Genomic DNA, 22525 nt, shown 5'->3' on the forward strand with positions numbered 1-22525 from the left:
ATGAACGAAGAACTGATCGGCCTGCTGCATTCGGCGTTGCAGGTGGAAGAAGAAAAGTTTGTCAGTATTCAGCAAACGAATGCTTGGAACGCGATTAAAGCTGTCCGGAAAAAGCAAACCTTGTTAATCCCTAATTGGATCGGCATGAGCTGGGCACCGAGCGGCAGGGAGCAAATCATGAACGAGCTGCTGAATTGGAGCGCATCACGTTAGCTTGCTCCGTTGCAGCAGCTGTCCAAATAATGTGTCCCGCGCAGCTGGCTTCTATCTATCCGGTTTAGCATACTTAGCACGTATTAATCCTAGCCGATACACATCGTATTCAATCGTTCAGCTTACATAGCTCCAGTAGGCGTTCGTTAACGCGGTCCGTATATAAACCGCCGTGGAAACAGATGACGGTTTCTATATCAAATTCGGTAAATTTTTTGAGCGATTGCAGTGCCAGCATATGGTCGATACAATATTGCGGCGTTGGGCCGAGCAATTGATCGTTTTCAACGATTAAGGCATCAGCTGCGATTAAGGTTTTACTCGCTTTATAATAGAGACTGATATGGCCGGGCGTATGTCCAGGTGTATCGATAACGGTAATTCCTCCGCAATACGGAAGCTCCTGCCCATCAGCGATTAGGACATCTACTTTAGCGCTAGGCGGATTTTCCAGCACCTTTCTGAAGGAGGCCCGCCACTCTTCCGGCACCTCAGCCGGCAGTGCGTTTACGGCTTGCCCGATAGCTTCAGGTGTTAATTTGAGCAGACGCTTATCGCCTTGAATGTAAGGAGCTTCTATTCCAGCAGCGAGAACCTCAGCCTTATGAGGAAGCTCCTTCAACACCGCAGGCAGACTGCCTATATGGTCGAGGTCCTGGTGAGTGATAATAATTTTATTAAGCTTGGCAAAGGAAACACCGGCCCGCTCTACCTGTTCTTTTATTAATGGCAGCTGCCCCGGATAGCCTGTATCCACTAAGATCGCCGTGTCGTTATCCCATATCAATGTCGGGTAAATCGTTTCAATCCGGCCCATCATGACTGCAGCTATAGTCAGCATGCTTACTCCGTTTGCAATATTCATAGCATCCCTCCACCACTGTATTGAAATTATTGAACACATGAAACAATGATTTCAAATAACATAGTAGCAGCAGTTTAAAAGTGTGTAAATAGAAAAATATTTAATTATACCACAAAAATAAATTTTTGTCAATATATAAATACTAGGCAATCCGGAGGGTTTTCAGCGGGAAACCATGACAGATAGCTTTAAACGGTTCAATTCATCCGCACGAAAAGATAGCCGGCCGCAGCTATGCGGTCGGCTATAAGTCGGCGGCCCGAGCCTGCATGGACCAGCCGCCTATGGCATTTTTGGTAAAATACCGTGTCATTGCCCGGATCATATGCTCGCGTCCGATCGGCCCCCACGGATCCCATTCTCTCGTTTCGGGGAAATAGACGCGGTTCTCCTTTACGGCCTGCAGCTTCTGCCATTGCTCATTGCCGGCGAGAGCATTCACTTCTGTTTCTTCGCTCCAAATGATAAAGATGTTTTCCGGGTTCAATTCGATCAAGTGATCCAGCGCATTGTCCATATAGATGGAGTGCGTTACGCGCTCGTCATGCTGGAACTGCAAACGGCGGTAAAATAATTCGGTGAAGGTGTGGTCTTTAATGCCGTACAGACGGCAATTGTCAGGCAGCAGCCGGATGATCACCCATTTGCCATGCTTCGTAACAGGGGCAAGTTTTTTCCGCGCGTCCTGCTCAAGCACAGTCATCTGCCGAATGATGCGCTCAGCTTCCCGTTCCTTCTGCACGCGCGCGGCAATAATACGCAAATATTGCTCCCAGCTGGTGGAATGATCGATGAAAATCGTATTTTTATTGTTGTTCCACAAGCTGTCGTTCGGATTTTTCTGAAATTCGGTTTTGATTATCATATCGGGCGACAAGCGCATCACGTCGCTTGTCATAATCGTACGCTCCGCATTTAGCGGCACCGTACCGGCTAACTGGTCATGCAGGTAGCTGGGAAAGCCGGAAGGCGTATTGTAATATTTCGGGAAGCTAGGCGCAGCGATAGGCAAAATGCCGAGCGCGAGTAAATGGTCCTGCAGAAAATAGCTGCTGACAACCGCGATTTTCTTATCGCCCCGCTTGAGGTAGACGGAAGGGGAGACTCCCTCCGTCTTTTTGAATACCCGGCTGAAGTAAAGCTCGTCCTGAAATCCGACGCTTATAGCGATATCGCGCAAGGTAGCGCCTTGCTCGGCCATTAGCTCTTTGGCCCGTATCATGCGCAGACGCGTTAAATAATTGCCGGGCGTCATGCCGGTTATTTTCTTAAAGGCGCGGCAATACGAGCTGGGTGTCATCCCTGCAAGGAGCGGGAGCTCGCTCATTTGAATTGTCTTCATATATTTTTGTCCCATAAAAGCGATCGTATGTTGAATGGATTCATTAACCGACAGGCTGGGCAGCTTATGCTGGGTGTGAATATGCAGGAGCAGCTCGCAGAAGATGGATTGTTTTTTCATGTCGCTTAATGGCCCTTGCTCTTTGAAAGCCTGCTGCAGCTGGATAAGAAGCGTGTCGGTCACAGCGGGAGACGCATGGCGAACAGGACCGTCTTCATCGAATAGGATGGACGGAAACGGAGCAGTCTTGCAGAAATCTGCGTCAAATGTTAGCTGGATGAGCCGGTATTTCAGCAAGTGAAGCCGCAAAGCGCTTATAGAATCGTTCATCAGCTGGATTTTCATAGAAGGCTGCAGAAAAAAGCAGGTGCCCGGTTTGAGCGTATACCGCTGTTCATTAATAAATAGAAATCCGCTGCCGCTTTGGACGAAGCCAATCGAGGTGCGTCCCGTCACTATTGACTTGGAGTGAAAGCCCGGGCTATATTCATGAAATTTCATAGAAAGCGGGAAATAGGATATAAATTGCGTTATGGTTTTCAAAAACATACATCCTTTATAGGAGAAATGTGAAAATTGGATATTTTATGAGAATGATTATCAATTACAGTTTACCAAACAGAGATTTAGAAATATAGTTGTTTTTAAGTTTTGATCTAGATTTGAAAATTTTGTCCATATGAATCGGACAATTTTGTGTATACAAATCGGAAATGCTGATCGGTAGAATAGTAAATGAAAATGATTATCATTCACAGAGGAGGTTGTGGAGCGATTAACTACATACGGTTAATAAGCAAGGCGGGGAATCGGAAAAGAAGCAGTTTGCTTCTGATATGTGCAATGTGCTTAATCGTCATGCTCACCGGTTGCGGAGCTTCGGATAACGGAAGCGATGAAGCCGATAAGGGAAAGAATGCTCAAAGCAGCGAAGCTGCCGTAAAGAGCGGCCCTTTCGCTAACATTGCGCCAGCCGATATCGTGGATACGCAAACAGGCATTTCAGATATGACCGGCTTGATCAAGGTTCTCAAGCAAGCGGTGGAAGCGGATCAGCCGGATGAGGCGAAGGAGCTTGCCTTGCAGATGGCGGGCTTGTGGAATGCGGTCAAGACCGATATTGAAACAGCGAATGCTTCAACACATCAGATGCTGCAAGACGATTTAGGCCGGCTCATACAAGCCGTTCAAGCTAGCAAATGGGACAAGGAGCTGCTCATTCAGCTCGATTACAAGCTTTACCAGAGCTTTCGCGACTTGAAGCAGGAGCTGCTGGAAAAATAAAAAAAGGGATAGGTGATTTTTAAATGTCTTCGGTCAAAGAACGGTTAATAGGCTTATTCTTAACACTCGCGCTAGTTATAACAGTTATACCTGTTACAGCAGTAACGGCAGCGGCTTCTGCGATTAACGTAACGGTAAACGGCAAGAAGGTTGCCTTCAGCGTTGCTCCGCAAAAAATTAACGGACGCACGCTTGTTCCATACAGAACGATTGCCGAGAAACTGGGCGCAAATGTGAAATATGATCAGAAAGCAAAAAAAGCTACGATTACTAAAGGCAGCCAAACTGTAGAGCTTACGCTCGGCAGCAGAACAGCAAAAATTAACGGTAAATCCACAACATTGGATACAGCTCCTGCAATTGTGAAAGGCAGCGTGCTCGTACCGCTTCGTTTTGTAGGCGAATCACTTGGCGTATGGGTAAGCTGGAATAGCAAAACGTCGACGGCAGCACTTGAAACGACAAAAACGATTAAGCATGCACTTGGCAGCACGACGCTAAAAAGCGTTCCAAAACGTGTCGTTGTTCTATTTAACGGCGGCGTGGACATTTCCGTCCTGCTAGGCGTTAAACCGGTTGGCGCAGTTGAATCGTATGTTCAACAGCCTTTCTATGAATATATCCGTCCTAGCTTAATCGGCACAAAAACGCTTGGCGACGAAACGCAGCCAAATGTTGAAGCCATCGTCGGCTTGAAGCCGGATGTTATTATTGCAACAAAAATTCGTCATGAGAAAATTTACGCTCAGCTTAAAGCGATCGCGCCAACGATTGTGACAGAGGACTTGGCTGATTGGCAGGATAATTTGAAAATTACCGCTTCGGTTTTGAACAAAGAAGAAATCGCAACGAACTTTATCGCCGATTGGAAAGTTAGAGTTGCCGATTTCAAGAGCAAGCTGTCGGCAAAGGATAAAGGCGCAGAAATTTCTATCATTCGCATTAACCCGGATGGCAGTGCCCGTGCGTACAATGCAGGCTTTGCATATCAAATTTTCAAAGAGCTGGGCTTTGCAACGCCGAAACAGCAGCTGGCGACGAAGAAAGAATACATTCCTGTCACTTCGAAGGAGCAAGCAAGCTTGCTTGACGGCGATTATATCTTCGACTTCACGACGGACTGGGACGGAGACGGCGCGGTTCTCAAGCTTCAAAAGGAATGGAATAACAGCCCGCTTTGGAAAAATCTAAATGCGGTGAAAAACAATAAGTATTACAAAGTAAATGCAGTAACCTGGAATTTGTCCGGCGGCGCGATGGCGGCGAAGCTGATGCTTGACGATTTGTATTTCTACTTTGACCTTAACTAAACATTAAGGCAACAACCCTATAGGTACGAGCACAAAAGAATGAGCCCATGCGCTCATTCTTTTGTGCGAATATAAGACCGTATAGGAAACAATAGGAGCGTTATACCGAATGAAAAATGGAATGAACAGGGTCTCAGCGAAAATAGCCGGATTAGCCGTATGCGCCGTTCTATTATTATGCTGCTTCGTTGCGAGCGTCAGATTCGGATTTACGACGGTGAGATGGAATGATTTGACCGCTGCTCTAACCGATTATGATGAAAGCTCGATGGAACAGGTCGTCGTGATGACGGCCCGGCTGCCGCGCGCATGCATGGCGGCAGCAATAGGCGCAAGCTTGGCTATGGCGGGCGCTATCATGCAAGCGGTGACTAGAAATCCGCTTGCTTCGCCCAGCGTAATGGGAATTAATGCCGGCGCAAGCGTAGGCATCGTCGCGGCATTAACGATTTTCAAGATAACGAGCATGAGTCAGCTTGTATGGATATCGTTCGCCGGAGCGGCGCTGGCTGCTGCCTCGGTTTATATACTCGGCTCGCTGGGAAGAGACGGATTAACACCTTTGAAAATAATAATGGCAGGCTCGGCGATGACCGCTCTGTTTGCATCCTTCACGCAGGGGATGCTTGTTCTTAATGAGAATGGGCTTCAGGATGTGATGTTCTGGCTGGCCGGATCGATTGCCGGAAGAGAAACGGGTACGCTTCTGGCTGTGCTGCCTTATTTGTGCGCGGGCTGGGCGGCCGCGCTTCTGCTTGCGAGACAATTAAATATTGTCAGCATGGGCGAGGAAGCTGCGAAGGGGCTTGGGCAGCGAACGATGTTGATTAAGCTTGCTGCCGGGATTATCGTTGTCGTGCTTGCGGGAGGCGCGGTGTCGGTAGCCGGTCCAATCGGCTTGATCGGCATCGTTATTCCGCATATCGCGCGCTACATAGCCGGGCTTGACTATCGCTGGCTGCTTCCTTATTGCGCGCTGCTCGGGGCAATTCTGCTTCTTTTGGCAGACGTTGCCGCAAGATTCGTTCTATTGCCTGAAGAGGTGCCTGTCGGCATCATGACAGCGGCGGTAGGTGCGCCATTCTTCATTTATATCGCGCGCAAGGAGCTGATGACAAGATGAAGCATGCATCCTATACGCCGAGAACGGACAGCCGTTTTTACGGGCTCCACCGCAAAACGCTTCGAGCCGCCTTGGTGCTTTCTACAATGGCGGTCATCGTTATTGCAGCGAATCTCGCATTGGGGGAGCAGGTCATTAAGCCGATCCATGTGTGGCAGGCATTGCTTGGCAAAGGCGATCCCGACCATATTCTGATCGTGCAATCGCTGAGGGCGCCGAGGGTCGTCGTCGCATTTCTGGTAGGCGCATCGCTTGCCGTTTCGGGCGCCATCCTGCAAGGCGTCATTCGCAATCCGCTGGCTGCTCCCGATGTGATCGGCATCTCCGGCGGCGCATCCGTTGGCGCGGTTGCATTCATCACTTTTATGCCAAGCGCCGTGAGCATTCATTATTTGCCCGTAGCTTCGATTGTCGGGGCTTTCGGAGCTGCGCTGCTTGTTTATGGGATTGCTTGGAAAAAAGGGGTGAATCCGTTTCGGCTTGTGCTGGTCGGCATCGGCATTGCGTCCCTATTGTCGGCAATGACATCCTTTATGCTCGTATTCAGCCCTGCTTATTCGGCAACCGCCTCCTATATTTGGCTGACGGGAACCGTTTACGGTTCAACCTGGAATTATGTATGGACCCTCCTGCCGTGGACTTGCGTCTTCATGATTTTCGTTTTCATTTATACGAGACAAATGAACATTCAGCTTCTGGGCGATGAGCTGGCTGCAGGCTTAGGCAGCCATGTGCAGCGGCATCGCTTTATTCTTATTCTCATTAGCGTGGGCCTTGCCGGATCGGCCGTGTCCATTGGCGGCGTCATCGGCTTCGTTGGCTTGCTTGCTCCTCATGCGGCACGCCGGATGGTGGGGCCTATCGTGAGCAGGCTTATTCCGATTTCAGCCTTGTTCGGCGGCATTATTGTGGCATTGGCGGATTTGATTGCGAGAACCGCTTTTCAACCGCTTGATATACCGGTCGGCGTATTTACATCCGGCGTCGGGGCGCCTTTCTTTATTTATTTGTTGTACCGTACAAGGAATAAAAGGTAAACGAAATAGCGGCAATAAATGACTTTTACGCTCTGAATGGCTTAAATAGGCCGTCATTCAGCGTGAAAGGTACATTTATTACCGCTATTTTTAATAAATAGGTAAGCATCTTGCTTTTTCGAAATATAAGAATTTATAAGTTTCACCCTTATACCTGCTTATATTTCATCGCGAAACGAGCTATTGCCGCCAGAGGACGGCGATAGCCGTTTACGCTTGTGCATCCGTTATGCGTGAACGAACTCGATCTCGATATGAATAACCTCAGAGCGGCTGCCGATACGCACAGGGGGCCCCCAGGTGCCGAAGCCGGACGAGACGATGGCATGCAGCCCGCCCTTTTTTAAATAACCCCAGTCGAGCTCGAACAGCCTTCTTGTAATGAGATGATTAGGCATCATTTGACCGCGGTGGGTGTGGCCGGATACGGAAATGTCAATGCCGTTCTCGGCTGCTTTCGCGATGTCGGACGGCTGATGGTCGAGCATAATGAGCGGTCGCGACTGGTCGAGCGGTGCGACGAGCTCGTGGATGGGGAGCCTGCCGTCTGCGCCGAAGCCCGCGGACGCTTTGTCCTTGCGGCCGATGACGTAGAAGCTGTCCTCCACGAGCGCAGCCTCGTCCATGAGGACGCGAATGCCGATCGCATCCATTGCGGCAATAAATTCCGGCACTTTTCTGCCGATGTATTCATGATTGCCGGTTACGGCGAATATGCCTAGCGGAGCTTTCAGCTTACCAAGCACCTTTGACATATTTTTGCGAAGAAAAGGCTCAATGTCATCGTCCAAAATGTCGCCGGGAAGCAAAATAAGATCCGGCTTGATTTGCTCCACCTTGTTCACTAAGCGTTTCAAATGCCTGTTGCCGACAATCGTGCCCAGATGAAGGTCGGATGCCATTGCAATTCGCAGCTTTTTCATTTTTCCAGCCGGCTTCGGTACTTGAACGTGATAGGTTCGTATAATCGGACTCCATGCATTCCAGCTGCCTCGGACAAGGAGTATGGCCATTAGAAGAATGGCGATGCATCCTACGGCGATGATATAAACCTGCTTCTCTGCTCCCGCCGCTTTTAAGATGAGCGAAAGGATATTGACAGGAGGCAAAATGAGCACGGCGTATTCAAGTACGGCAAACCAGTAGGAGCCGATCAGCTTCAGCGCCTCAGCTGCCGGTTTAAGCGGAGTGCGGTAGGCGAGCCGGCCGATGATATACGCATAAGCAATGATGCTGGCGAAGATCGTATACCAGCCCGCATTTTCCCAAGTTAATAGAGTAGAAAAGAACAGCCAGCCATTCCAACCGATATAGAAGGAAATACTGCTGTATACGAGTAGAATACAAAAAATAATAGCAACAAAACGCGGCTTCATTATCAACGCTCCTTGGCTCATAATCGCTTTCTCATAAGCTGAACTTACTATATCACACCGGGATTATAGCAGCAAAAAACGCAACACTAGCAGGAATAGATTGCTAACCGCCATAGATTTAATTAGGATAGAAAATATGGGGAATGGATACAAAAGAGTCAGTCAGCCAGCAATTATTTCCGATCATGCGAGGAGGACATAGAAATGGGAAATCCGGTTATGAAGAAGGAGCAGTTGGAGCAAGCGGTTCGATTTTTGAAGGAGTCGGCTAGGCCGCTTGAAAAAACGATGTATGTCTTTGAATTCGAAGGAGGCCCGGCTGAGGATGCAATCAGGGAGCTTTCAGTTTACCGTAATACGGATGGCGGATTTGGCAATGCGTTAGAGCCGGATATACGGGCTGCCGCATCTTCAACGCTTGCTACGACGGTAGCTCTTCAGAATCTGTCGTGCCTCAAAGCAGGTTCCGAATCCCCGCTTGTCCAAGGGGCGATCCGTTATTTAATAGCTGAATACAACACTTCGCAGAAATCCGGCTGGGACATTGTGCCTCCTGAGGTCGACTCGGCGCCGCGCGCTCCCTGGTGGAATTATAATGCGGGTCATAACGGCTGGGGAAATCCGGCAATTGAGATCGTTGGCTACTTTTATCGATACTCGGAGCTTGTACCCGCGAGCCTGCTGGATGAGTTAACGCAGCACGCGATTACTTATATAAATGAAACCTCTTTGCGGCAAGATTTCCATGAGCTGCTTTGCTGCTTGCGCTTTGCTGAGCTCGTGCCGCGTGCGGTACTTAGCGAGGTTAGACCGGCGCTTGACGAAATGCTGGAAAATTGCGTGACAACGAATCCAGGGGAATGGAATGGTTATTGCCTCACTCCGATACAGGCGGCTGAATACCCAAGCTCGATCTATTATAGTCAGCTCAGCGAAAGTGCGAAGCTCTATTTGGGACATTTACTGACGAAGCAGCAGGCGGATGGAGCTTGGTCGCCGCCTTGGAGCTGGGGGCAGTACGAGGACGTATGGCCGCAGGCCGAGCAGGAATGGAAGGGCGTGCTGACGCTTGAGGCGTTGCGCAGGCTGCGAGCCTATGGTATCGTTTCGTCATAGTAAATGATGCGCTTTCTTCTCTGGAAGCAAAAAAAGCATCGAAATGAATGGAGCGAACAACGTACATGAAATCGCTGGTACTGGCGGAGAAGCCGAGCGTGGCGAAGGAAATTGCCCGCGTGCTCGGCTGCGGACAGAAGCATAAAGGCTACATGGAAGGTTCTAACTATGTCGTAACCTGGGCGCTGGGTCATTTGGTGACGCTAGCCGAACCGGAGGAATACGATCCGAAATATAAGACCTGGAATTTGGAGGACCTGCCGCTGCTTCCGCCGAAAATGAACCTGAAGGTCATGAAGGAAACGTCGCAGCAATTCCGCGCGGTAGCTCAGTTATGCAAGCGGCAGGATATTAGCGAGCTTATTGTCGCTACCGATGCCGGACGGGAAGGAGAGCTTGTGGCGCGCTGGATCATGGAGCTTGTCCATTGGCGCAAGCCTTTTAAGCGGCTTTGGATTTCGTCACAGACGGATAAAGCGATTAAGGATGGCTTCAGCAGCCTAAAACCCGGTAAGGACTATAACAATTTGTATGCTTCGGCTGTATGCCGCGCAGAAGCTGACTGGCTGATCGGCTTGAATGTAACAAGAGCATTAACGACGAAATATAATGCACAGCTGGCCGCAGGCCGGGTGCAAACGCCTACGCTCGCGATGTTGATGGAGCGGGAGCAGGAAATACAATCGTTTCAATCGCAGCCTTATTGGAATGTAACAGCCGAGTTTGGATCGTTCACGGCGCTTTGGAGAGAGCAGGAAGCGCATGACGGCCGAGTGTGGAGCAAGGCGGATGCGGATACAATAGCGGCACGCCTGCAAAGAGGAACTGCTAAGGTAGACAAGCTTCGCACGGTGGAGAAATCGGAGCCTCATCCTCAAGCGTACGATCTGACCGAGCTGCAGCGGGATGCGAACAAGCGGCTTGGCTTCTCGGCTAAGCAAACGTCCAACGTTCTTCAGAAGCTGTACGAGCAGCATAAGCTGGTTACCTATCCGCGCACGGATTCAAGATATTTGTCCAGCGACATGGTGCCTACCTTGAAGGGCCGTTTGGAGAGCATCGCAGTCGGACCGTATGCACAGCTGGCACGAAAGCTGGTTCGGATGCAGCTTCCTATTACGAAAAGGATCGTCGATGACAGCAGGGTATCCGATCATCATGCTATTATTCCTACCGAGCAATTTGTTAATTTGGCGGCATTAAGCAATGATGAGCGCAAGCTGTACGATCTTATCGTAAGGCGGTTTATCGCTTTGTTTTATGGTCCTTACCGGTACGACGAGACGAGCGTCGTGCTCGCGGTAGGCAGGGACCTGCTTTATGCGAAGGGGAAAATCGAGAAGGAAAAGGGCTGGAAGGAAATCTATCAATCCGATTCGTATGCTTCAAGCCAAGATGAAGAGGAAGACGATGAGCGAGACGGCAGCGGCTCAGGGCTAGGCAAAGCCGACCGCCAGCCGGTGCAGCTTCTGCCTCCGCTCCAGCTGGGCCAGCCGTTGCCTGTCAAGCAGGAAAAAGTACGGGAGCTGCGAACGATGCCGCCTGCACGGTATACGGAAGCGACGCTGCTTACCCGGATGGAGAAGCATAGCCTGGGAACGCCTGCGACGCGTGCCGATATTATTGAAAAGCTGCTGGGCACGGACACGATTACACGCTCGCAAAACAAGCTGATGCCGACGGGCAAAGGCAAACAGCTTATCGAGCTGGTCGTTACCGAGCTCAGAAGCCCTGATTTGACTGCCAGGTGGGAGCAGGAGCTGGAGCGGATTGCGAAGGGCAAGGGCGATCCGGCAGCCTTTATGAAGAGTGTGCGCGAGCAGGCGAAGAAATGGGTATCCGAGGTCATTGCGGAGACGAAGGAATACAAGCCGCATAATCTGACGCATTCCCGCTGTCCGGAATGCGAGAAGCCTTTGCTCGAAATTAACGGCAAGCGGGGCAAGTCGCTCGTCTGCTCTGACCGCGAATGCGGCTACCGCCGTTCGGCGGAGCCGATGCTTTCCAACAAGCGCTGTCCGCAATGCCATAAGAAAATGGAAATTAAAGACGGCAAAGCAGGCAAGTATGCGCAGTGCAGGCCTTGCAATGTCATCGAAATGCTTGGCGATAAGCAGAGCGGCAAAGTGGGCCGGAAGCAAAACCAGAAGCTTATCGAGCAATACAGCGATAATACGACGATGTCAAACAGCTTGGCGGACAAGCTGAAGGCAGCGCTGGAGAAACAATCCGGCAAGTAAGGACGGGGAAACCGGCAAGCAGTGCCAGTGATGGCGGTTTGCCGTTTTTTTGCTGTGCAGAGGCGGCTGGAAAATTTTTGTTTACAAACCGACCGACGGTCTGTATAGTGAAAATAACAGAAAACCGACCGGCGGTCGGGAGTGTTGCACAGACGCGGACAGCTAAGAGAAGAGGAAGGCGAGGGAGACATCTGATGGTTGATCATACAGCTAATTTGAGCTATAAGCTATTGCTGGAAACGGCGCAGCAGCTTATTGAGGAGAAAGGCTGCCGGAATACAACCTTGCAGCAGATCATGCTAAGCACAGGTTTATCGAAAGGCGCCATTTATCATTACGTAAAGAGCAAGGAGGAGCTGTTCGGGCTCATACTGGCCTCGCAGCTGGAAGTCATTAACACATCCTTCCACCTTGCTGTGGCACAAAGCTGCAATTTGACGGGGCCGCTGCTTGCGATTGCGGAAGGACTGGTTCAGCTTCAACAGAAGGACAGCGTTGCCAATCAAATTTTGACCTATCTGCTCAGCCAGAAGGATAAACCGGGTATCCCGGATGTGCTGCAGCAATTTCACGAGCGCTCTACCGCTGTATCGCTTTATTGGATTGAGACCGGTCAGCGTGAGGGCGTCATCGATCGAACCGTAGATGCGCGCAAGGCAGCGGAGCAGTTTGTCATGCTGTCCTATGGCATGTGCATTCGCAACATCATGCTGGCCGATGCTGGATCGTCGCCGGCGCGTTCCTTCGAGAAAGAAGATTTTTATCAATTTATGCTGCTTATTTTGCAAGGAGGAGGACGTTGATTTATGGAACGTGTTTTCTTGTTTTTGCATGTGCTTGGCGCAGTTTTATTTCTCGGCAACATCGTTACGACCGCCTTTTGGAAAATTAGACAGGACCGCAGCAGCGCGCCGGAGCCGCTGCATTATATGGCGCAAAGCATTATGCGCGCCGATTATATTTTCACCATTCCTGGCATTGTGCTTCTTGTGCTGTTCGGTATATTAACCGCACTTGCTTATGGCTATTCCTTGGCTGAGCTTAACTGGCTAACGCTGTCGATTCTACTATTTGCTCTATCTGGCGTTTTGTGGAGCGCGGTGCTGCTGCCGTGCCAGCTTCATATGATAAGGCTGAGCAAGCAGGGGATACAGACTGGCGTGCTGCCGGAGGCTTACTATCGTTATTCGAAGCGTTGGAACGTATGGGGAACGGTGAATACGGTCATACCGGTCATCGTTTTATATTTAATGGTGGTGAAGCCGGGGTGAACACGGGCATGGGCAAAAAAATTCTCATTATTCAAGGTAATCCGAATCCAGGCAGCTATTGCAGCGCACTTGCAAAAGCATACTATAACGGTGCGATTCAGGGCGGTGCTGAAGCGCGTTTTATTCAGCTGCATGAGCTGAGCTTTAATCCGAATCTCGCATTTGGTTATGCGAAACGCACAGAACTGGAGAAGGATATGATTGAAGCACAGGAGGCTATTAAATGGGCAGAGCATCTTGTTTTTGTGTATCCGACTTGGTGGGGAACGCTTCCAGCGCTGCTCAAAGGCTTTTTGGACCGTGTGCTTCTGCCTGGGTTTGCATTTAAATACCGGGAGGGCTCCGTGCTTTGGGATAAGCTGCTCAAAGGGAAAACCGCTCGATTAATCGTCACGATGGATGCGCCAGTGTGGTATAACCGCTTCGTTATCGGGCAGCCGGGTCATCGCGCGATGAAGATTGCAACGCTGCAATTTTGCGGTATTAAACCGGTGCGGATTACAAATATTGGTCCGGTTAAGTCTTCCACTGATTCCCGTCGGAGCGAGTGGCTAAATCTCGTAACGAAACTAGGTAATAAAGGCTCCTAACCTCTGTCATTCATCCAAGAGACAGATAGCTCTCTGTCATATGCTATGGATGAAGCGGCAGGAAAGGGGGATCGGAATCGATGGGTGAACATTATGGAAGGCGAATTGCGAACAAATGGGTCAAGACGGCGGCTCTGCTGTCGCATCATAGCATTGCTCCGCATATTCCTCCTACCAGCAGATTTACGGCTAACCATCTAAGAAGCATGCTGGATACACATCATATGGTTGTCGTGAAGCCGGTAGTTGGTACGGGCGGTCATGGCGTCATTAAGGTTTGGCGCAGCGGCGGGGGATATGCCTATATGTATTATTCAAAGACGAAACGGTTTGCTAGTTTTGCAGAGCTGCTGGCTGCGCTTCACAAACCATGCAAAGGCCGAGCATATATGATTCAAAAAGGCATTTATTTAGCTGAAGTGAATGGCAGACCGATAGATTACCGCGTAAAATATGTCAAGACGAACTCTGGCTGGGTATACCGTTCAATGGTCGGCCGAATAGCGAGGCCCGGATTATTCGTGACGAATTTATGCCGGGGCGGAACAATGGTAACAGCAGCGCAAGGCATTAGCCGGTCATTGTCAGCATCGCTCGTATCAGCAAAGAAGGACAAGATGCGTAGGCTTACCGTATTATCAACTGCCGTGCTGGAATCGAGATTTCCCGGTATCGGACAGCTTGGGTTTGACTACGGCATCGATAAGCAGGGGAAGATTTGGATATTCGAGGTAAATACGAAGCCGCAATAAATTTGCTGGAAAGGCTGTTCCATAAGGTCAATGACCTTTTCGGAACAGCCTTTCATTTTGCTAATGAAAAAGTCCGATTCTATTGAAAGTAAGCAAAAAGGTTATATATTCCATTAATAGATTCATAGAAATCGATTAAAGTTTTTTATGGATTTGCTGAGAAATGGACCTGTGGATAACTATATCCACAATATCCCCCCTTATTTTGCTTATTGATCATTGTGTATACACATGCTGTTCACACCGTATCCACAACATCTTGTGTATAAGAGGAGCTGTTGTCCTTCTAATAGTGCCATGCTACTATGAGTAAGAATTAACCAAAGGATGGAAGAAAGGATGTGTAGTATGGAGCTACTGTCTGACGAAATGTTAGTAGACACTTATTATGCAGCGATTCATTTTGAATTGGAGCCTGATTTTATTCGAATGTTAACTGTCGAAATGAAGCGAAGACGTCTTAACCCGGAAGCCTTCAAAATTACCGCTTAAATCCTGTCGTAACTTGCAAACTTTACAACATGATTACCATTCCGTAACTGAAACCTCGGTTGTTTCGTTACAGATCGAGCAATATAAAAGATGCTTGCAGGCTGAATTATTTTGCAAATACACATTACTACTTAGGAGCGGCTCGTCTTCGATCTGCGCATAGGGAGCATAAGGACCTGTCAGATCAGATGCACGACCGCAATCAACAATTGCGCCAGCGCAAGAGGAGCAGCGTATATGCAAAGATTGAATTCCGTTACAGACAGGACAAAACATAAGGGTATCCTCCTCGGCACACCTTGCATATGTATGCGATAGGTGCATGAAATGAATGAGCCAAGGTTAGGATACCCTTTTGTTACTATTTTTAAATAATAAAATTTAAAGCTTCATGTTGCTGCTGTGTCCAGGTGACAGTTTTGCGCTTGGATCAACATATACCTTCGCATTGTTAATGGCGGTTGGCGCCTCGCCGAAGCCTACTGCAATAAGCTTAAGCTTGCCAGGATAGGTCGTAACGTCGCCTGCGGCGAAGATGCCCGGAATATTCGTCTCCATCCGGGTGTCCACGATAATAGAGCCGCCTTGAATATCGATGCCCCATTCCGCGATCGGGCCAAGAGAAGAGATGAAGCCAAAATTAACAATTACGGCATCGACATCCAATTCGGCCGTTTCTTTCGTTTTAACATTCGTTAGCGTAACTTTAGTAATGCTCTCATCACCATGGATCGTTGTAAGTTCTACCGGCGTGAGCACGTTCACCTTGGAATTCATCAGGTTCTCCACGCTATGCTCATGCGCCCGGAATTTATCGCGGCGATGAATAAGCGTCACACTCTCGGCAATGGATTCCAGCATAAGCGACCAGTCCACAGCAGAGTCACCTCCACCGCTAATGAGCACCCTTTGCCCCTGAAAGCGCTGCAAATCACCTACAAAATAATGAAGATTTTTTTTCTCGAAACGAGCGGCTTCAGGCAGCTCTAGCCGACGCGGCTCAAATGCGCCAACTCCCGCCGTAATAATTACCGCTTTTGAAAAATGTGTGGCTTTGTCTGTTATAATTTCAAAGAGGCGCTCGTCATGCTTGATGACATTTGTGACCTTCTCCTCCAGACAGATCTCCGGTTTGAAATGATTGAGCTGCTCCGTCAACCGGTCAACCAGCTCTTGAGCCGTCACCTTTGGGAATCCGGCAACGTCGTAAATATATTTTTCTGGATAAAGCGCTGCAAGCTGGCCGCCTAGCTGGGGCATGCTTTCGATCAGTTTGACTGATGCCTGGCGCATACCGCCATAGAAAGCAGCGAACAATCCGGCAGGCCCTCCACCGATGATTGCAATATCGACGGGGTTTACGGCTGTTTTAAGGTTAGACAAGATAGCCACCTCCACATTTTAAGCATTACGTTTTTTATTATAAACTTTCAATGAAGAAGAAGGAAATAATTAATTTGTATACAGCTCTAAACAATTTCGTACAATTTGCCCTTGAACTTTTACTGAAAACTATGTAAAATTTCTGATGTATGTTATGCACGGGACTGGTTGCCAAGGGCGGTGAATGTTGTCGCTCATTAGCAAACGATTCATTGATAAAACCGCTTTAAATAGAACACACTGAACTTATAATTATAAATACTCGGTTTGGTTTGTGTAATTTTTCACAATGTTTAAATACAAAGATAAGAGGAATGGATGGGATTAAGCGATGAGTAACATACCTAAAATCGTTATTCTTGGCGCAGGGTACGGCGGTGTTTTGACCGCGCTTCGTTTACAAAAAGAATTAAATTACAATGAAGCTGACGTCACTTTAGTAAATAAACATGATTACCACTACATTACAACACATCTCCATATGCCGGCAGCAGGAACGGACAATCCGGAAAATGCCCGTGTAAGCATTTCTAAATTGATTGATGAATTTAAAATTGATTTCGTCAAATCGACCGTTGTTCAAATTCGTCCGCAGGATAAAAAAGTTATTCTTGAAGACGGCACGCTGTCATACGATTACTTGGTTATCGGCCTTGGCGGCGAACCGGAAACTTTCGGTATCCCTGGTCTGGGCGAGCATGCTATGAACATCCGCAGCATTAACTCGGTTCGTTTGATCCGTGAACATATTGAGTACCAATTCGCCCGCTACAAACGCGAGCCTCACCGTACCGATTATTTGACATTCGTTGTCGGCGGCGCAGGCTTCACAGGTATTGAGTTCGTCGGCGAGCTTTCCGATCGTATCCCAGAGCTGTGCAAGCAATTCGATGTAGATCCGGCGCTTGTGAAAATTTATAATATCGAAGCGGCTCCTACCGCGCTTCCGGGCTTTGATCCTGAGCTTGTTGAATACGGCATGGACGTATTGACGAAGAAAGGCGTTACGTTCCGCATTGGCACGGCTATCAAGGAATGCTCGCCAGAGGGCGTAATTGTCGGCGAAGGCGAAGAAATCAAATCGGCTACTGTCATTTGGACCGGCGGTATCCGCGGCAACCGTCTTATTGAAGAAGCAGGTTTCGAAACGATGCGCGGCCGCGTGAAGGTTGATGAGTTCCTTCGTGTTCCAGGCAACGATAACATCTATATCGTAGGCGATAACTCGCTGATGTTTAACCCGGAAGGCCGTCCATACCCGCCGACTGCTCAAATCGCGATGCAGCAAGGTGTAGTATGCGCGCATAACCTTGTCGCTTCGATTCGCAATCAGCCGCCTAAGGGCTTCACGTTCAGCAATAAAGGTACAGTAGCATCGCTTGGCAAAGGCGAGGCAATCGGTATCGCATTCGGCAAAAAATATAAAGGCCGCGTTGCGGCTTGGTTGAAAAAAGCGATCGATCTTCGTTACCTGTTCATTATCGGCGGCATTCCGCTCGTTCTGCGTAAAGGGAAATTCCTATAATGAGACACTGCAGCGTACAAGTCCGCGGCTTGCTGACGAGAGACGAACTGGATCGTTACAATGCATTAATGGAGGTCGGTTCCTTCCTGGAATCGCAAACGCGATATGACTTGGCCTATACGGTGCAAAAGGAAGTTGACCTGCTCATACAGCCGGCGATCGAGCGCTTGAAGGACAAAGGCAGGGCGCGTGACCGTGCGACCCAGGAATATTTGGAAGCAAAACGCCTCAGCTTAGATGAAGAGGACGAAGAGGAAGACAACTAAAGTAAAAGGCTTTCGCTAATGGAACAGCATCAATGCTGCCACTGGCGAAGGCCTTTTTTTTTGCAGGATGCCCTGCAATAGAAAAAGACAGTCCGAGCCGATTGAGAGGCTTGGACTGTCTTGTTTACTACAGCTTAAGCAATGCTTCGAATTTCTCGCCGCTTAGCAGGTTGCCGACATAGAAGTCGCCGAATTCCGCGTAGCGCGCGCTTACTTCATCAAAGCGCATTTCGTAAATCAGTTTCTTGAATTGAAGCGCATCGTCTGCGAACAGCGTAACGCCCCATTCCCAGTTGTCGAAGCCGACAGAGCCGGTAATAATTTGCTTCACTTTGCCGGCGTATTGACGGCCGATCATGCCATGGCTGCGCATAAGCGTCTTACGCTCATCCATGCCGAGCATATACCAGTTATCTTGGCCGTCGCGTCGTTTGTTCATCGGATAGAAGCAGATATGGTTCGCTTTCGGCAGGGTTGGCTTCAGTCTGGCAATAATATCCGGATTTTGCATCGGATCAGTGCCTGGCTGCGCCATGTAGTTGCTGAGCTCCACTACGCTTACATAGGAATGCACCGGATAGGTGAAGCTTGCGAACGTCGTTTTGTTGAACGCCGTCTCGATCGCGTTCAACTCTTCCAGCGTCTCGCGCAAATGCATGAATACGAAGTCAGCCTTTTGGCCAACGATTGCATATACAGCAGTGCTGCCTTGTTTATTTTCCTCAACTGCAGCCCATTGCTGCAAAAAGGATTGCAGCTCGTCCAGCGCGCGGCTGCGTTCACTTTCATCGGCTAAGCGCCAAGCGGTCCAGTCGATGCTGCGGAAATCATGCAGCGAGTACCAGCCTTCTAATGTTTGTGCTGCTTCACTCATTGAATAAATGCCCCTTTCAAGTCCCATAATGATGCTGCAATCATTGTATCGTAATCAAGGCAGGGTGAGCAAATGGCGGTCTTGTGACATTTGTCCGCAGCTGATTGACTTCCACCTGGCCATTAATTAAACTATTAAACGAGAGTCTGAAAGGGGAAGTATGGATGCTTCAATTGATCATAGCGACGGTGCTGTTTTTAGTCATGATGTTCGGTATTGGCTTTATTTTGAATATGTTGTTAAAAACAACGTGGTTTCCGATATATTTGTTTATACTCGTACTGATACCGCTAGGCATATGGGCGCCTTGGGACAAGTCAGCGACTGCAACGATAGAAAACTTCGCACATTACACGGTAATTGACTACATACCGGTAATCGGAGCGCTCATTGGCGCTTATGTGAGCGGCTGGGCAATCCAGGCGCTGCGCAAGGGCGGCTATAAAATGTTTTAATATGAAAATCCCTCTATCGGGGGATTTTTCTATTTTTCGACTCGTCCGGAGCAGCTATTTTTATGCTAAAATAATAGAATGAAAGTAAGGGATGGAGCTGATGCAGTGCGCATCAATAATATATTGCAGTTCACGGAACATCATCGCTATTACATATTTCGTGATTTTTCGCTAAGCAGTCTGGATTATAAAATGCTTTCGCTAATCTATCAGCCGATGATTGGCGCTTTTGCTGTCGCATTTTATCAACAGCTGTATCACGGGATTGCAGAAGGGCGCTCCGGCTATTCTTCGCTAGAACCGCAGCGCAAGTTGTTTCTTGGGCTCGGGCTGGAGATGAACGAGCGCGGACGCAAGCATTTGATCGAGCAGGCTTCTAAGCTGGAAGCAGTCGGTCTGCTGCAGACGTCGCGGCTAGGCGTACCCGACAATGCAGATGTTATTTATGAATACGAGCTTTCGGAGCCGTTAACGCCGGCAGAGTTTTTTCGAAACATGCATTTGACGATGCTGCTGCGCGATAAAGTCGGCAAATATGCGGTTATAGCGCTTCGCGAATCGTTTGGCGCAAACGAACCGGATGAGCTCGCAGGCGCGCAATTAACGAAAGAGAACATCTCGGTTCCTTTCTATGAGCTGTTTAAGCTTAATATGCAGTCGGTAGATAATGAGCTTGAACAAGCGCTGACAGAGGTCGCGCCTTCCCGGCAATCCGCCGCGAGACCCGCACAGGCGACGGCTGGCATTCCTTACGGGGAAATTATTTTACGCTTCCCCCGCAATTCAGCGAACCGCCGGTTTGTGGAGCGTCTGCGGAGCGATGAGGAGCAGCTCTCGCAGGTGAATTATGTCGCGTACAAATATAACTTAGCAGTAGTCGATATATGCCGCTTGCTTGATGAAGACGGTATTTTCAGCGAGGGCGGCGTGCTCAATGTCGATGAGCTTCAGCTGCGTGCCAATCAATTATACCGCCAGGATAAGAAGCGGGAGGGAGAGCGGCAGCGGACGCTGTCGCGCACGCAAATGATCGCAAGCGAGGAGCCGGTTGATTCGGATGAATTGACGGAGGAATTCGAGGTACAGGAGCAGCATTATTTGCAGGTGCCGAACCAGCTTGCTGGCCGCTGCGATGTGCAGCAGTATAACATGCTGATGAGGAATGAACCGCATACCCGGTTTTTGCAGCGCTTTTTCCCAGGCGCGGTACCGGATTGGATAGAGCGGGTATTTGAACGGATTGATCTCAATTATAAATTAGCGGCACCGGTAATAAACGTACTCATTCATTATGTTATAGGGGCTAATGATGCACAGCGGGTAACGAAGACGTTTTTGGATGCGGTAGCGTCGAATATGCTCGTTAAACAAATCGATACATTCGAGAAAGCTGTATTATATGTCCGTGAACAAGCGCAGGTGGAACAGGATAAGGAGCGCCGCAAGGAAGCGGCGGCCAGCTATACCGGTGGAGGCTATAACGGCGCCAAGAACGGTGCCCGAAGCGGCGGCAGCAGCCGTGGAACCTCGCGCAAGCCTTCGATTCCGATCGTACAGGAGGGTCAGTCCGCTTCGGCGGTCTCGGCTGACGAGCTTGAGGAGCTGCGCAAGCTGGCGCGTAAGTTAGACGGTAAATCATAGAAACGGGGTGAGCAGATGATGGAGTCAATGGGCGAATTGCTAAAGGCGTGGCCGACAGGTCAGGCTCTTACGGAGCAGGCGGAGCATAAGCTGACCGAGCTGCTCGCAGAACCGCAAGTCGAGAAGCTGCGAATGAAATATCCCGATTTGGATGTGCGGACAATCCGTCTTAATCTGAACCGTGTTTATCAATATGTTACCGAATATCGCAATTGCAGCAATTGTCCGGGATTAGATAAATGTCCGAATGACTTTGAAGGCCACTACACGCTGCTTAGCTCTGATACGATGAACGGAGTTACACAGCTGTATGACCGCAAAGTGGCGTGCAAGAAATTTATCGCCCGCCAGACCGAGGAGCAGATTCGCAGCCGCGTCCGGAGCTTTTATATTGACGAGAAGGCGCTGCAGCGCGGCTATTCATCCGATGAAATTTTGACAAATGATTTGGAGCGGGTGAAGGCAGTCGGTCAGGTGCTCCGTTATATCGACCGCACGAAGGAGCATGGTTTGCAGGAAGAAGGCTTGTATTTGGCCGGCCGCTTCGGAACGGGCAAGACGTTTCTTATGTGCTACCTGCTCCACGAGCTGGCGAAGGCTGGATATTCCGGCGTAATCGTCTATATGCCTGATTTTGTTGAGGACTTAAAGTCGCTGATGCATGAGCCAGGCAAGCTGAAGGAAACGGTCGAGATGATGAAGGAAACCGACCTGCTTATCTTTGATGATATGGGTGCGGAAAATTTGAATCCATGGGTTCGCGACCATGTGCTTGGCGCGATCTTGAATTACCGTATGCAGCGCAAGCCTACGTTCTATACGTCCAACTACGAGCTGGAGGCGCTGGAGCGGCACTTCAGCTTCACAAGCAAGGACGGCGACGAGCTTCATAAGGGGCAGCGGATTATGGACCGCATACGGCCTTATGTCGAGGTAGTTATGGTAACAGGTGAAAACAAGCGCGGGCGGAAATAATGTGCAAAGCTTTGGCGAGCGGAATCCAGCAATAGGACCCGGCCGGCCAAAGCTTTTTTTTGTTTTAGGGGTACAGCCCTGCCCATCAAGATAAGAACCTTCATTTTGGAATCAAGTGAACTGTTACGAAGATCAGAATCCCCTAAGAATTTCCCGTCCCGCGGGCATTAAGGGTCATGTCTAGGTAGAGGAAATCAGCACTACTGTGCAACAAACATTCGATTGCAGTTGACATTAAGGTCTGCTTTCGTATAATTAATAATGAGAATCAATATCATTTACAATATTAGGTAGACAAAGGGAGAGGTTAAAGAAATGTTTAGATCAAAACAGGTACTGTTGACAAGAATAGAGGCTGGATTCATTGTTCCTCTATTTTTGTTGTTCTTTTGAAA

At 49.1% G+C, this 22525-nt stretch carries 22 protein-coding genes; 17 read left to right on the forward strand and 5 right to left on the reverse strand.

What is annotated here, in order from left to right:
- On the forward strand, positions 1-213 hold the full coding sequence (locus tag AC0YNZ_RS09615; RefSeq protein ID WP_475826389.1) for a hypothetical protein: 213 nt from the start codon (positions 1-3) through the stop codon (positions 211-213).
- 109 nt (positions 214-322) lie between these two features.
- Here the strand turns inward: AC0YNZ_RS09615 and AC0YNZ_RS09620 are convergent, their stop codons facing one another.
- Together AC0YNZ_RS09620 and AC0YNZ_RS09625 are read right to left on the reverse strand one after the other, a co-directional pair.
- Positions 323-1078, reverse strand: a complete 756-nt coding sequence (locus tag AC0YNZ_RS09620) for an MBL fold metallo-hydrolase (protein ID WP_475826390.1) — start codon at positions 1076-1078, stop codon at positions 323-325.
- A 244-nt stretch (positions 1079-1322) separates the two neighbouring features.
- Complete coding sequence (locus AC0YNZ_RS09625; RefSeq protein ID WP_475826391.1) at positions 1323-2963, reverse strand: helix-turn-helix domain-containing protein; 1641 nt, start codon at positions 2961-2963, stop codon at positions 1323-1325.
- A 192-nt stretch (positions 2964-3155) separates the two neighbouring features.
- On the opposite strand from AC0YNZ_RS09625, the gene AC0YNZ_RS09630 reads away from it, so the two are divergent.
- The 4 genes from AC0YNZ_RS09630 to AC0YNZ_RS09645 all read left to right on the forward strand — a co-directional run bounded on the left by AC0YNZ_RS09630 (position 3156) and on the right by AC0YNZ_RS09645 (position 7174).
- Entirely contained in the window at positions 3156-3704 is a 549-nt protein-coding gene (locus AC0YNZ_RS09630) for a hypothetical protein (RefSeq protein WP_475826392.1), read from the forward strand.
- A gap of 23 nt (positions 3705-3727) precedes the next feature.
- Entirely contained in the window at positions 3728-5014 is a 1287-nt protein-coding gene (locus AC0YNZ_RS09635; RefSeq protein ID WP_475826393.1) for a stalk domain-containing protein, read from the forward strand.
- 109 nt (positions 5015-5123) lie between these two features.
- Positions 5124-6137: a FecCD family ABC transporter permease gene (locus tag AC0YNZ_RS09640; protein ID WP_475826394.1), complete on the forward strand. Its 1014-nt coding sequence runs from the start codon at positions 5124-5126 to the stop codon at positions 6135-6137.
- The gene (locus AC0YNZ_RS09645; protein WP_475826395.1) at positions 6134-7174 is read left to right on the forward strand and encodes a FecCD family ABC transporter permease; all 1041 of its coding nucleotides are present in this window, start codon (positions 6134-6136) and stop codon (positions 7172-7174) included. The genes AC0YNZ_RS09640 and AC0YNZ_RS09645 overlap by 4 nt, the downstream gene beginning before the upstream one ends.
- A gap of 227 nt (positions 7175-7401) precedes the next feature.
- Here AC0YNZ_RS09645 and AC0YNZ_RS09650 read toward each other — a convergent pair whose 3' ends face one another.
- Positions 7402-8550: a metallophosphoesterase gene (locus tag AC0YNZ_RS09650; protein ID WP_475826396.1), complete on the reverse strand. Its 1149-nt coding sequence runs from the start codon at positions 8548-8550 to the stop codon at positions 7402-7404.
- 204 nt (positions 8551-8754) lie between these two features.
- Here AC0YNZ_RS09650 and AC0YNZ_RS09655 point away from each other — a divergent pair, with 204 nt between their 5' ends.
- From AC0YNZ_RS09655 to sda, 7 genes are all read left to right on the forward strand, one after another.
- The gene (locus tag AC0YNZ_RS09655; protein ID WP_475826397.1) at positions 8755-9666 is read left to right on the forward strand and encodes a hypothetical protein; all 912 of its coding nucleotides are present in this window, start codon (positions 8755-8757) and stop codon (positions 9664-9666) included.
- A 65-nt stretch (positions 9667-9731) separates the two neighbouring features.
- Positions 9732-11906, forward strand: a complete 2175-nt coding sequence (locus AC0YNZ_RS09660) for a DNA topoisomerase III (RefSeq protein WP_475826398.1) — start codon at positions 9732-9734, stop codon at positions 11904-11906.
- A gap of 194 nt (positions 11907-12100) precedes the next feature.
- Entirely contained in the window at positions 12101-12709 is a 609-nt protein-coding gene (locus AC0YNZ_RS09665; protein WP_110769837.1) for a TetR/AcrR family transcriptional regulator, read from the forward strand.
- A gap of 3 nt (positions 12710-12712) precedes the next feature.
- A complete protein-coding gene (locus tag AC0YNZ_RS09670; protein ID WP_475826399.1) occupies positions 12713-13177 on the forward strand; it encodes a DUF2269 family protein in 465 nt (154 codons plus the stop codon).
- Between the two features lie 8 nt (positions 13178-13185).
- Positions 13186-13767: an NAD(P)H-dependent oxidoreductase gene (locus AC0YNZ_RS09675; RefSeq protein ID WP_475826400.1), complete on the forward strand. Its 582-nt coding sequence runs from the start codon at positions 13186-13188 to the stop codon at positions 13765-13767.
- A gap of 80 nt (positions 13768-13847) precedes the next feature.
- The gene (locus AC0YNZ_RS09680; protein ID WP_475826401.1) at positions 13848-14519 is read left to right on the forward strand and encodes a YheC/YheD family protein; all 672 of its coding nucleotides are present in this window, start codon (positions 13848-13850) and stop codon (positions 14517-14519) included.
- 348 nt (positions 14520-14867) lie between these two features.
- Positions 14868-15011 carry a sporulation histidine kinase inhibitor Sda gene (gene sda, locus AC0YNZ_RS09685; protein ID WP_475826402.1) on the forward strand — a complete coding sequence of 48 codons (144 nt, stop codon included), beginning with the start codon at positions 14868-14870 and terminating at the stop codon, positions 15009-15011.
- A 381-nt stretch (positions 15012-15392) separates the two neighbouring features.
- Here sda and AC0YNZ_RS09690 read toward each other — a convergent pair whose 3' ends face one another.
- Entirely contained in the window at positions 15393-16394 is a 1002-nt protein-coding gene (locus AC0YNZ_RS09690; RefSeq protein ID WP_475826403.1) for an NAD(P)/FAD-dependent oxidoreductase, read from the reverse strand.
- Positions 16395-16725: 331 nt separating this feature from the next.
- Between AC0YNZ_RS09690 and AC0YNZ_RS09695 the strand changes: the two genes are divergently transcribed.
- The gene (locus tag AC0YNZ_RS09695) at positions 16726-17919 is read left to right on the forward strand and encodes an NAD(P)/FAD-dependent oxidoreductase (RefSeq protein ID WP_056641220.1); all 1194 of its coding nucleotides are present in this window, start codon (positions 16726-16728) and stop codon (positions 17917-17919) included.
- Entirely contained in the window at positions 17919-18185 is a 267-nt protein-coding gene (locus AC0YNZ_RS09700; protein ID WP_475826404.1) for a hypothetical protein, read from the forward strand. Before AC0YNZ_RS09695 ends, AC0YNZ_RS09700 begins: the two co-directional genes overlap by 1 nt.
- A gap of 127 nt (positions 18186-18312) precedes the next feature.
- Here AC0YNZ_RS09700 and hemQ read toward each other — a convergent pair whose 3' ends face one another.
- A complete protein-coding gene (hemQ, locus tag AC0YNZ_RS09705; protein WP_475826405.1) occupies positions 18313-19059 on the reverse strand; it encodes a hydrogen peroxide-dependent heme synthase in 747 nt (248 codons plus the stop codon).
- Positions 19060-19223: 164 nt separating this feature from the next.
- Between hemQ and AC0YNZ_RS09710 the strand changes: the two genes are divergently transcribed.
- The 3 genes from AC0YNZ_RS09710 to dnaI all read left to right on the forward strand — a co-directional run bounded on the left by AC0YNZ_RS09710 (position 19224) and on the right by dnaI (position 22130).
- Positions 19224-19514: a YuiB family protein gene (locus AC0YNZ_RS09710; protein ID WP_110769846.1), complete on the forward strand. Its 291-nt coding sequence runs from the start codon at positions 19224-19226 to the stop codon at positions 19512-19514.
- Between the two features lie 105 nt (positions 19515-19619).
- On the forward strand, positions 19620-21155 hold the full coding sequence (locus tag AC0YNZ_RS09715) for a replication initiation and membrane attachment family protein (RefSeq protein ID WP_475826406.1): 1536 nt from the start codon (positions 19620-19622) through the stop codon (positions 21153-21155).
- A gap of 18 nt (positions 21156-21173) precedes the next feature.
- Positions 21174-22130: a primosomal protein DnaI gene (gene dnaI, locus AC0YNZ_RS09720; protein WP_110769848.1), complete on the forward strand. Its 957-nt coding sequence runs from the start codon at positions 21174-21176 to the stop codon at positions 22128-22130.
- The last annotated feature ends 395 nt before the right edge of the window (positions 22131-22525 follow it).

Source organism: Paenibacillus sp. J2L1-98, from assembly GCF_056269405.1.

Bases quoted from the DNA above. Each gene is read 5' to 3' on its own strand.
- AC0YNZ_RS09630 (WP_475826392.1), top strand. From the start codon at position 3,156: ATGAAAATGATTATCATTCACAGAGGAGGTTGTGGAGCGATTAACTAC.
- AC0YNZ_RS09675 (WP_475826400.1), top strand. From the start codon at position 13,186: ATGGGCAAAAAAATTCTCATTATTCAAGGTAATCCGAATCCAGGCAGC.
- AC0YNZ_RS09660 (WP_475826398.1), top strand. From the start codon at position 9,732: ATGAAATCGCTGGTACTGGCGGAGAAGCCGAGCGTGGCGAAGGAAATT.
- AC0YNZ_RS09670 (WP_475826399.1), top strand. From the start codon at position 12,713: ATGGAACGTGTTTTCTTGTTTTTGCATGTGCTTGGCGCAGTTTTATTT.
- AC0YNZ_RS09700 (WP_475826404.1), top strand. From the start codon at position 17,919: ATGAGACACTGCAGCGTACAAGTCCGCGGCTTGCTGACGAGAGACGAA.
- AC0YNZ_RS09680 (WP_475826401.1), top strand. From the start codon at position 13,848: ATGGGTGAACATTATGGAAGGCGAATTGCGAACAAATGGGTCAAGACG.
- AC0YNZ_RS09620 (WP_475826390.1), bottom strand. From the start codon at position 1,078: ATGAATATTGCAAACGGAGTAAGCATGCTGACTATAGCTGCAGTCATG.
- AC0YNZ_RS09615 (WP_475826389.1), top strand. From the start codon at position 1: ATGAACGAAGAACTGATCGGCCTGCTGCATTCGGCGTTGCAGGTGGAA.
- AC0YNZ_RS09655 (WP_475826397.1), top strand. From the start codon at position 8,755: ATGGGAAATCCGGTTATGAAGAAGGAGCAGTTGGAGCAAGCGGTTCGA.
- sda (WP_475826402.1), top strand. From the start codon at position 14,868: ATGGAGCTACTGTCTGACGAAATGTTAGTAGACACTTATTATGCAGCG.
- AC0YNZ_RS09635 (WP_475826393.1), top strand. From the start codon at position 3,728: ATGTCTTCGGTCAAAGAACGGTTAATAGGCTTATTCTTAACACTCGCG.
- AC0YNZ_RS09695 (WP_056641220.1), top strand. From the start codon at position 16,726: ATGAGTAACATACCTAAAATCGTTATTCTTGGCGCAGGGTACGGCGGT.
- dnaI (WP_110769848.1), top strand. From the start codon at position 21,174: ATGGAGTCAATGGGCGAATTGCTAAAGGCGTGGCCGACAGGTCAGGCT.
- hemQ (WP_475826405.1), bottom strand. From the start codon at position 19,059: ATGAGTGAAGCAGCACAAACATTAGAAGGCTGGTACTCGCTGCATGAT.
- AC0YNZ_RS09665 (WP_110769837.1), top strand. From the start codon at position 12,101: ATGGTTGATCATACAGCTAATTTGAGCTATAAGCTATTGCTGGAAACG.
- AC0YNZ_RS09650 (WP_475826396.1), bottom strand. From the start codon at position 8,550: ATGAAGCCGCGTTTTGTTGCTATTATTTTTTGTATTCTACTCGTATAC.
- AC0YNZ_RS09645 (WP_475826395.1), top strand. From the start codon at position 6,134: ATGAAGCATGCATCCTATACGCCGAGAACGGACAGCCGTTTTTACGGG.
- AC0YNZ_RS09710 (WP_110769846.1), top strand. From the start codon at position 19,224: ATGCTTCAATTGATCATAGCGACGGTGCTGTTTTTAGTCATGATGTTC.
- AC0YNZ_RS09640 (WP_475826394.1), top strand. From the start codon at position 5,124: ATGAAAAATGGAATGAACAGGGTCTCAGCGAAAATAGCCGGATTAGCC.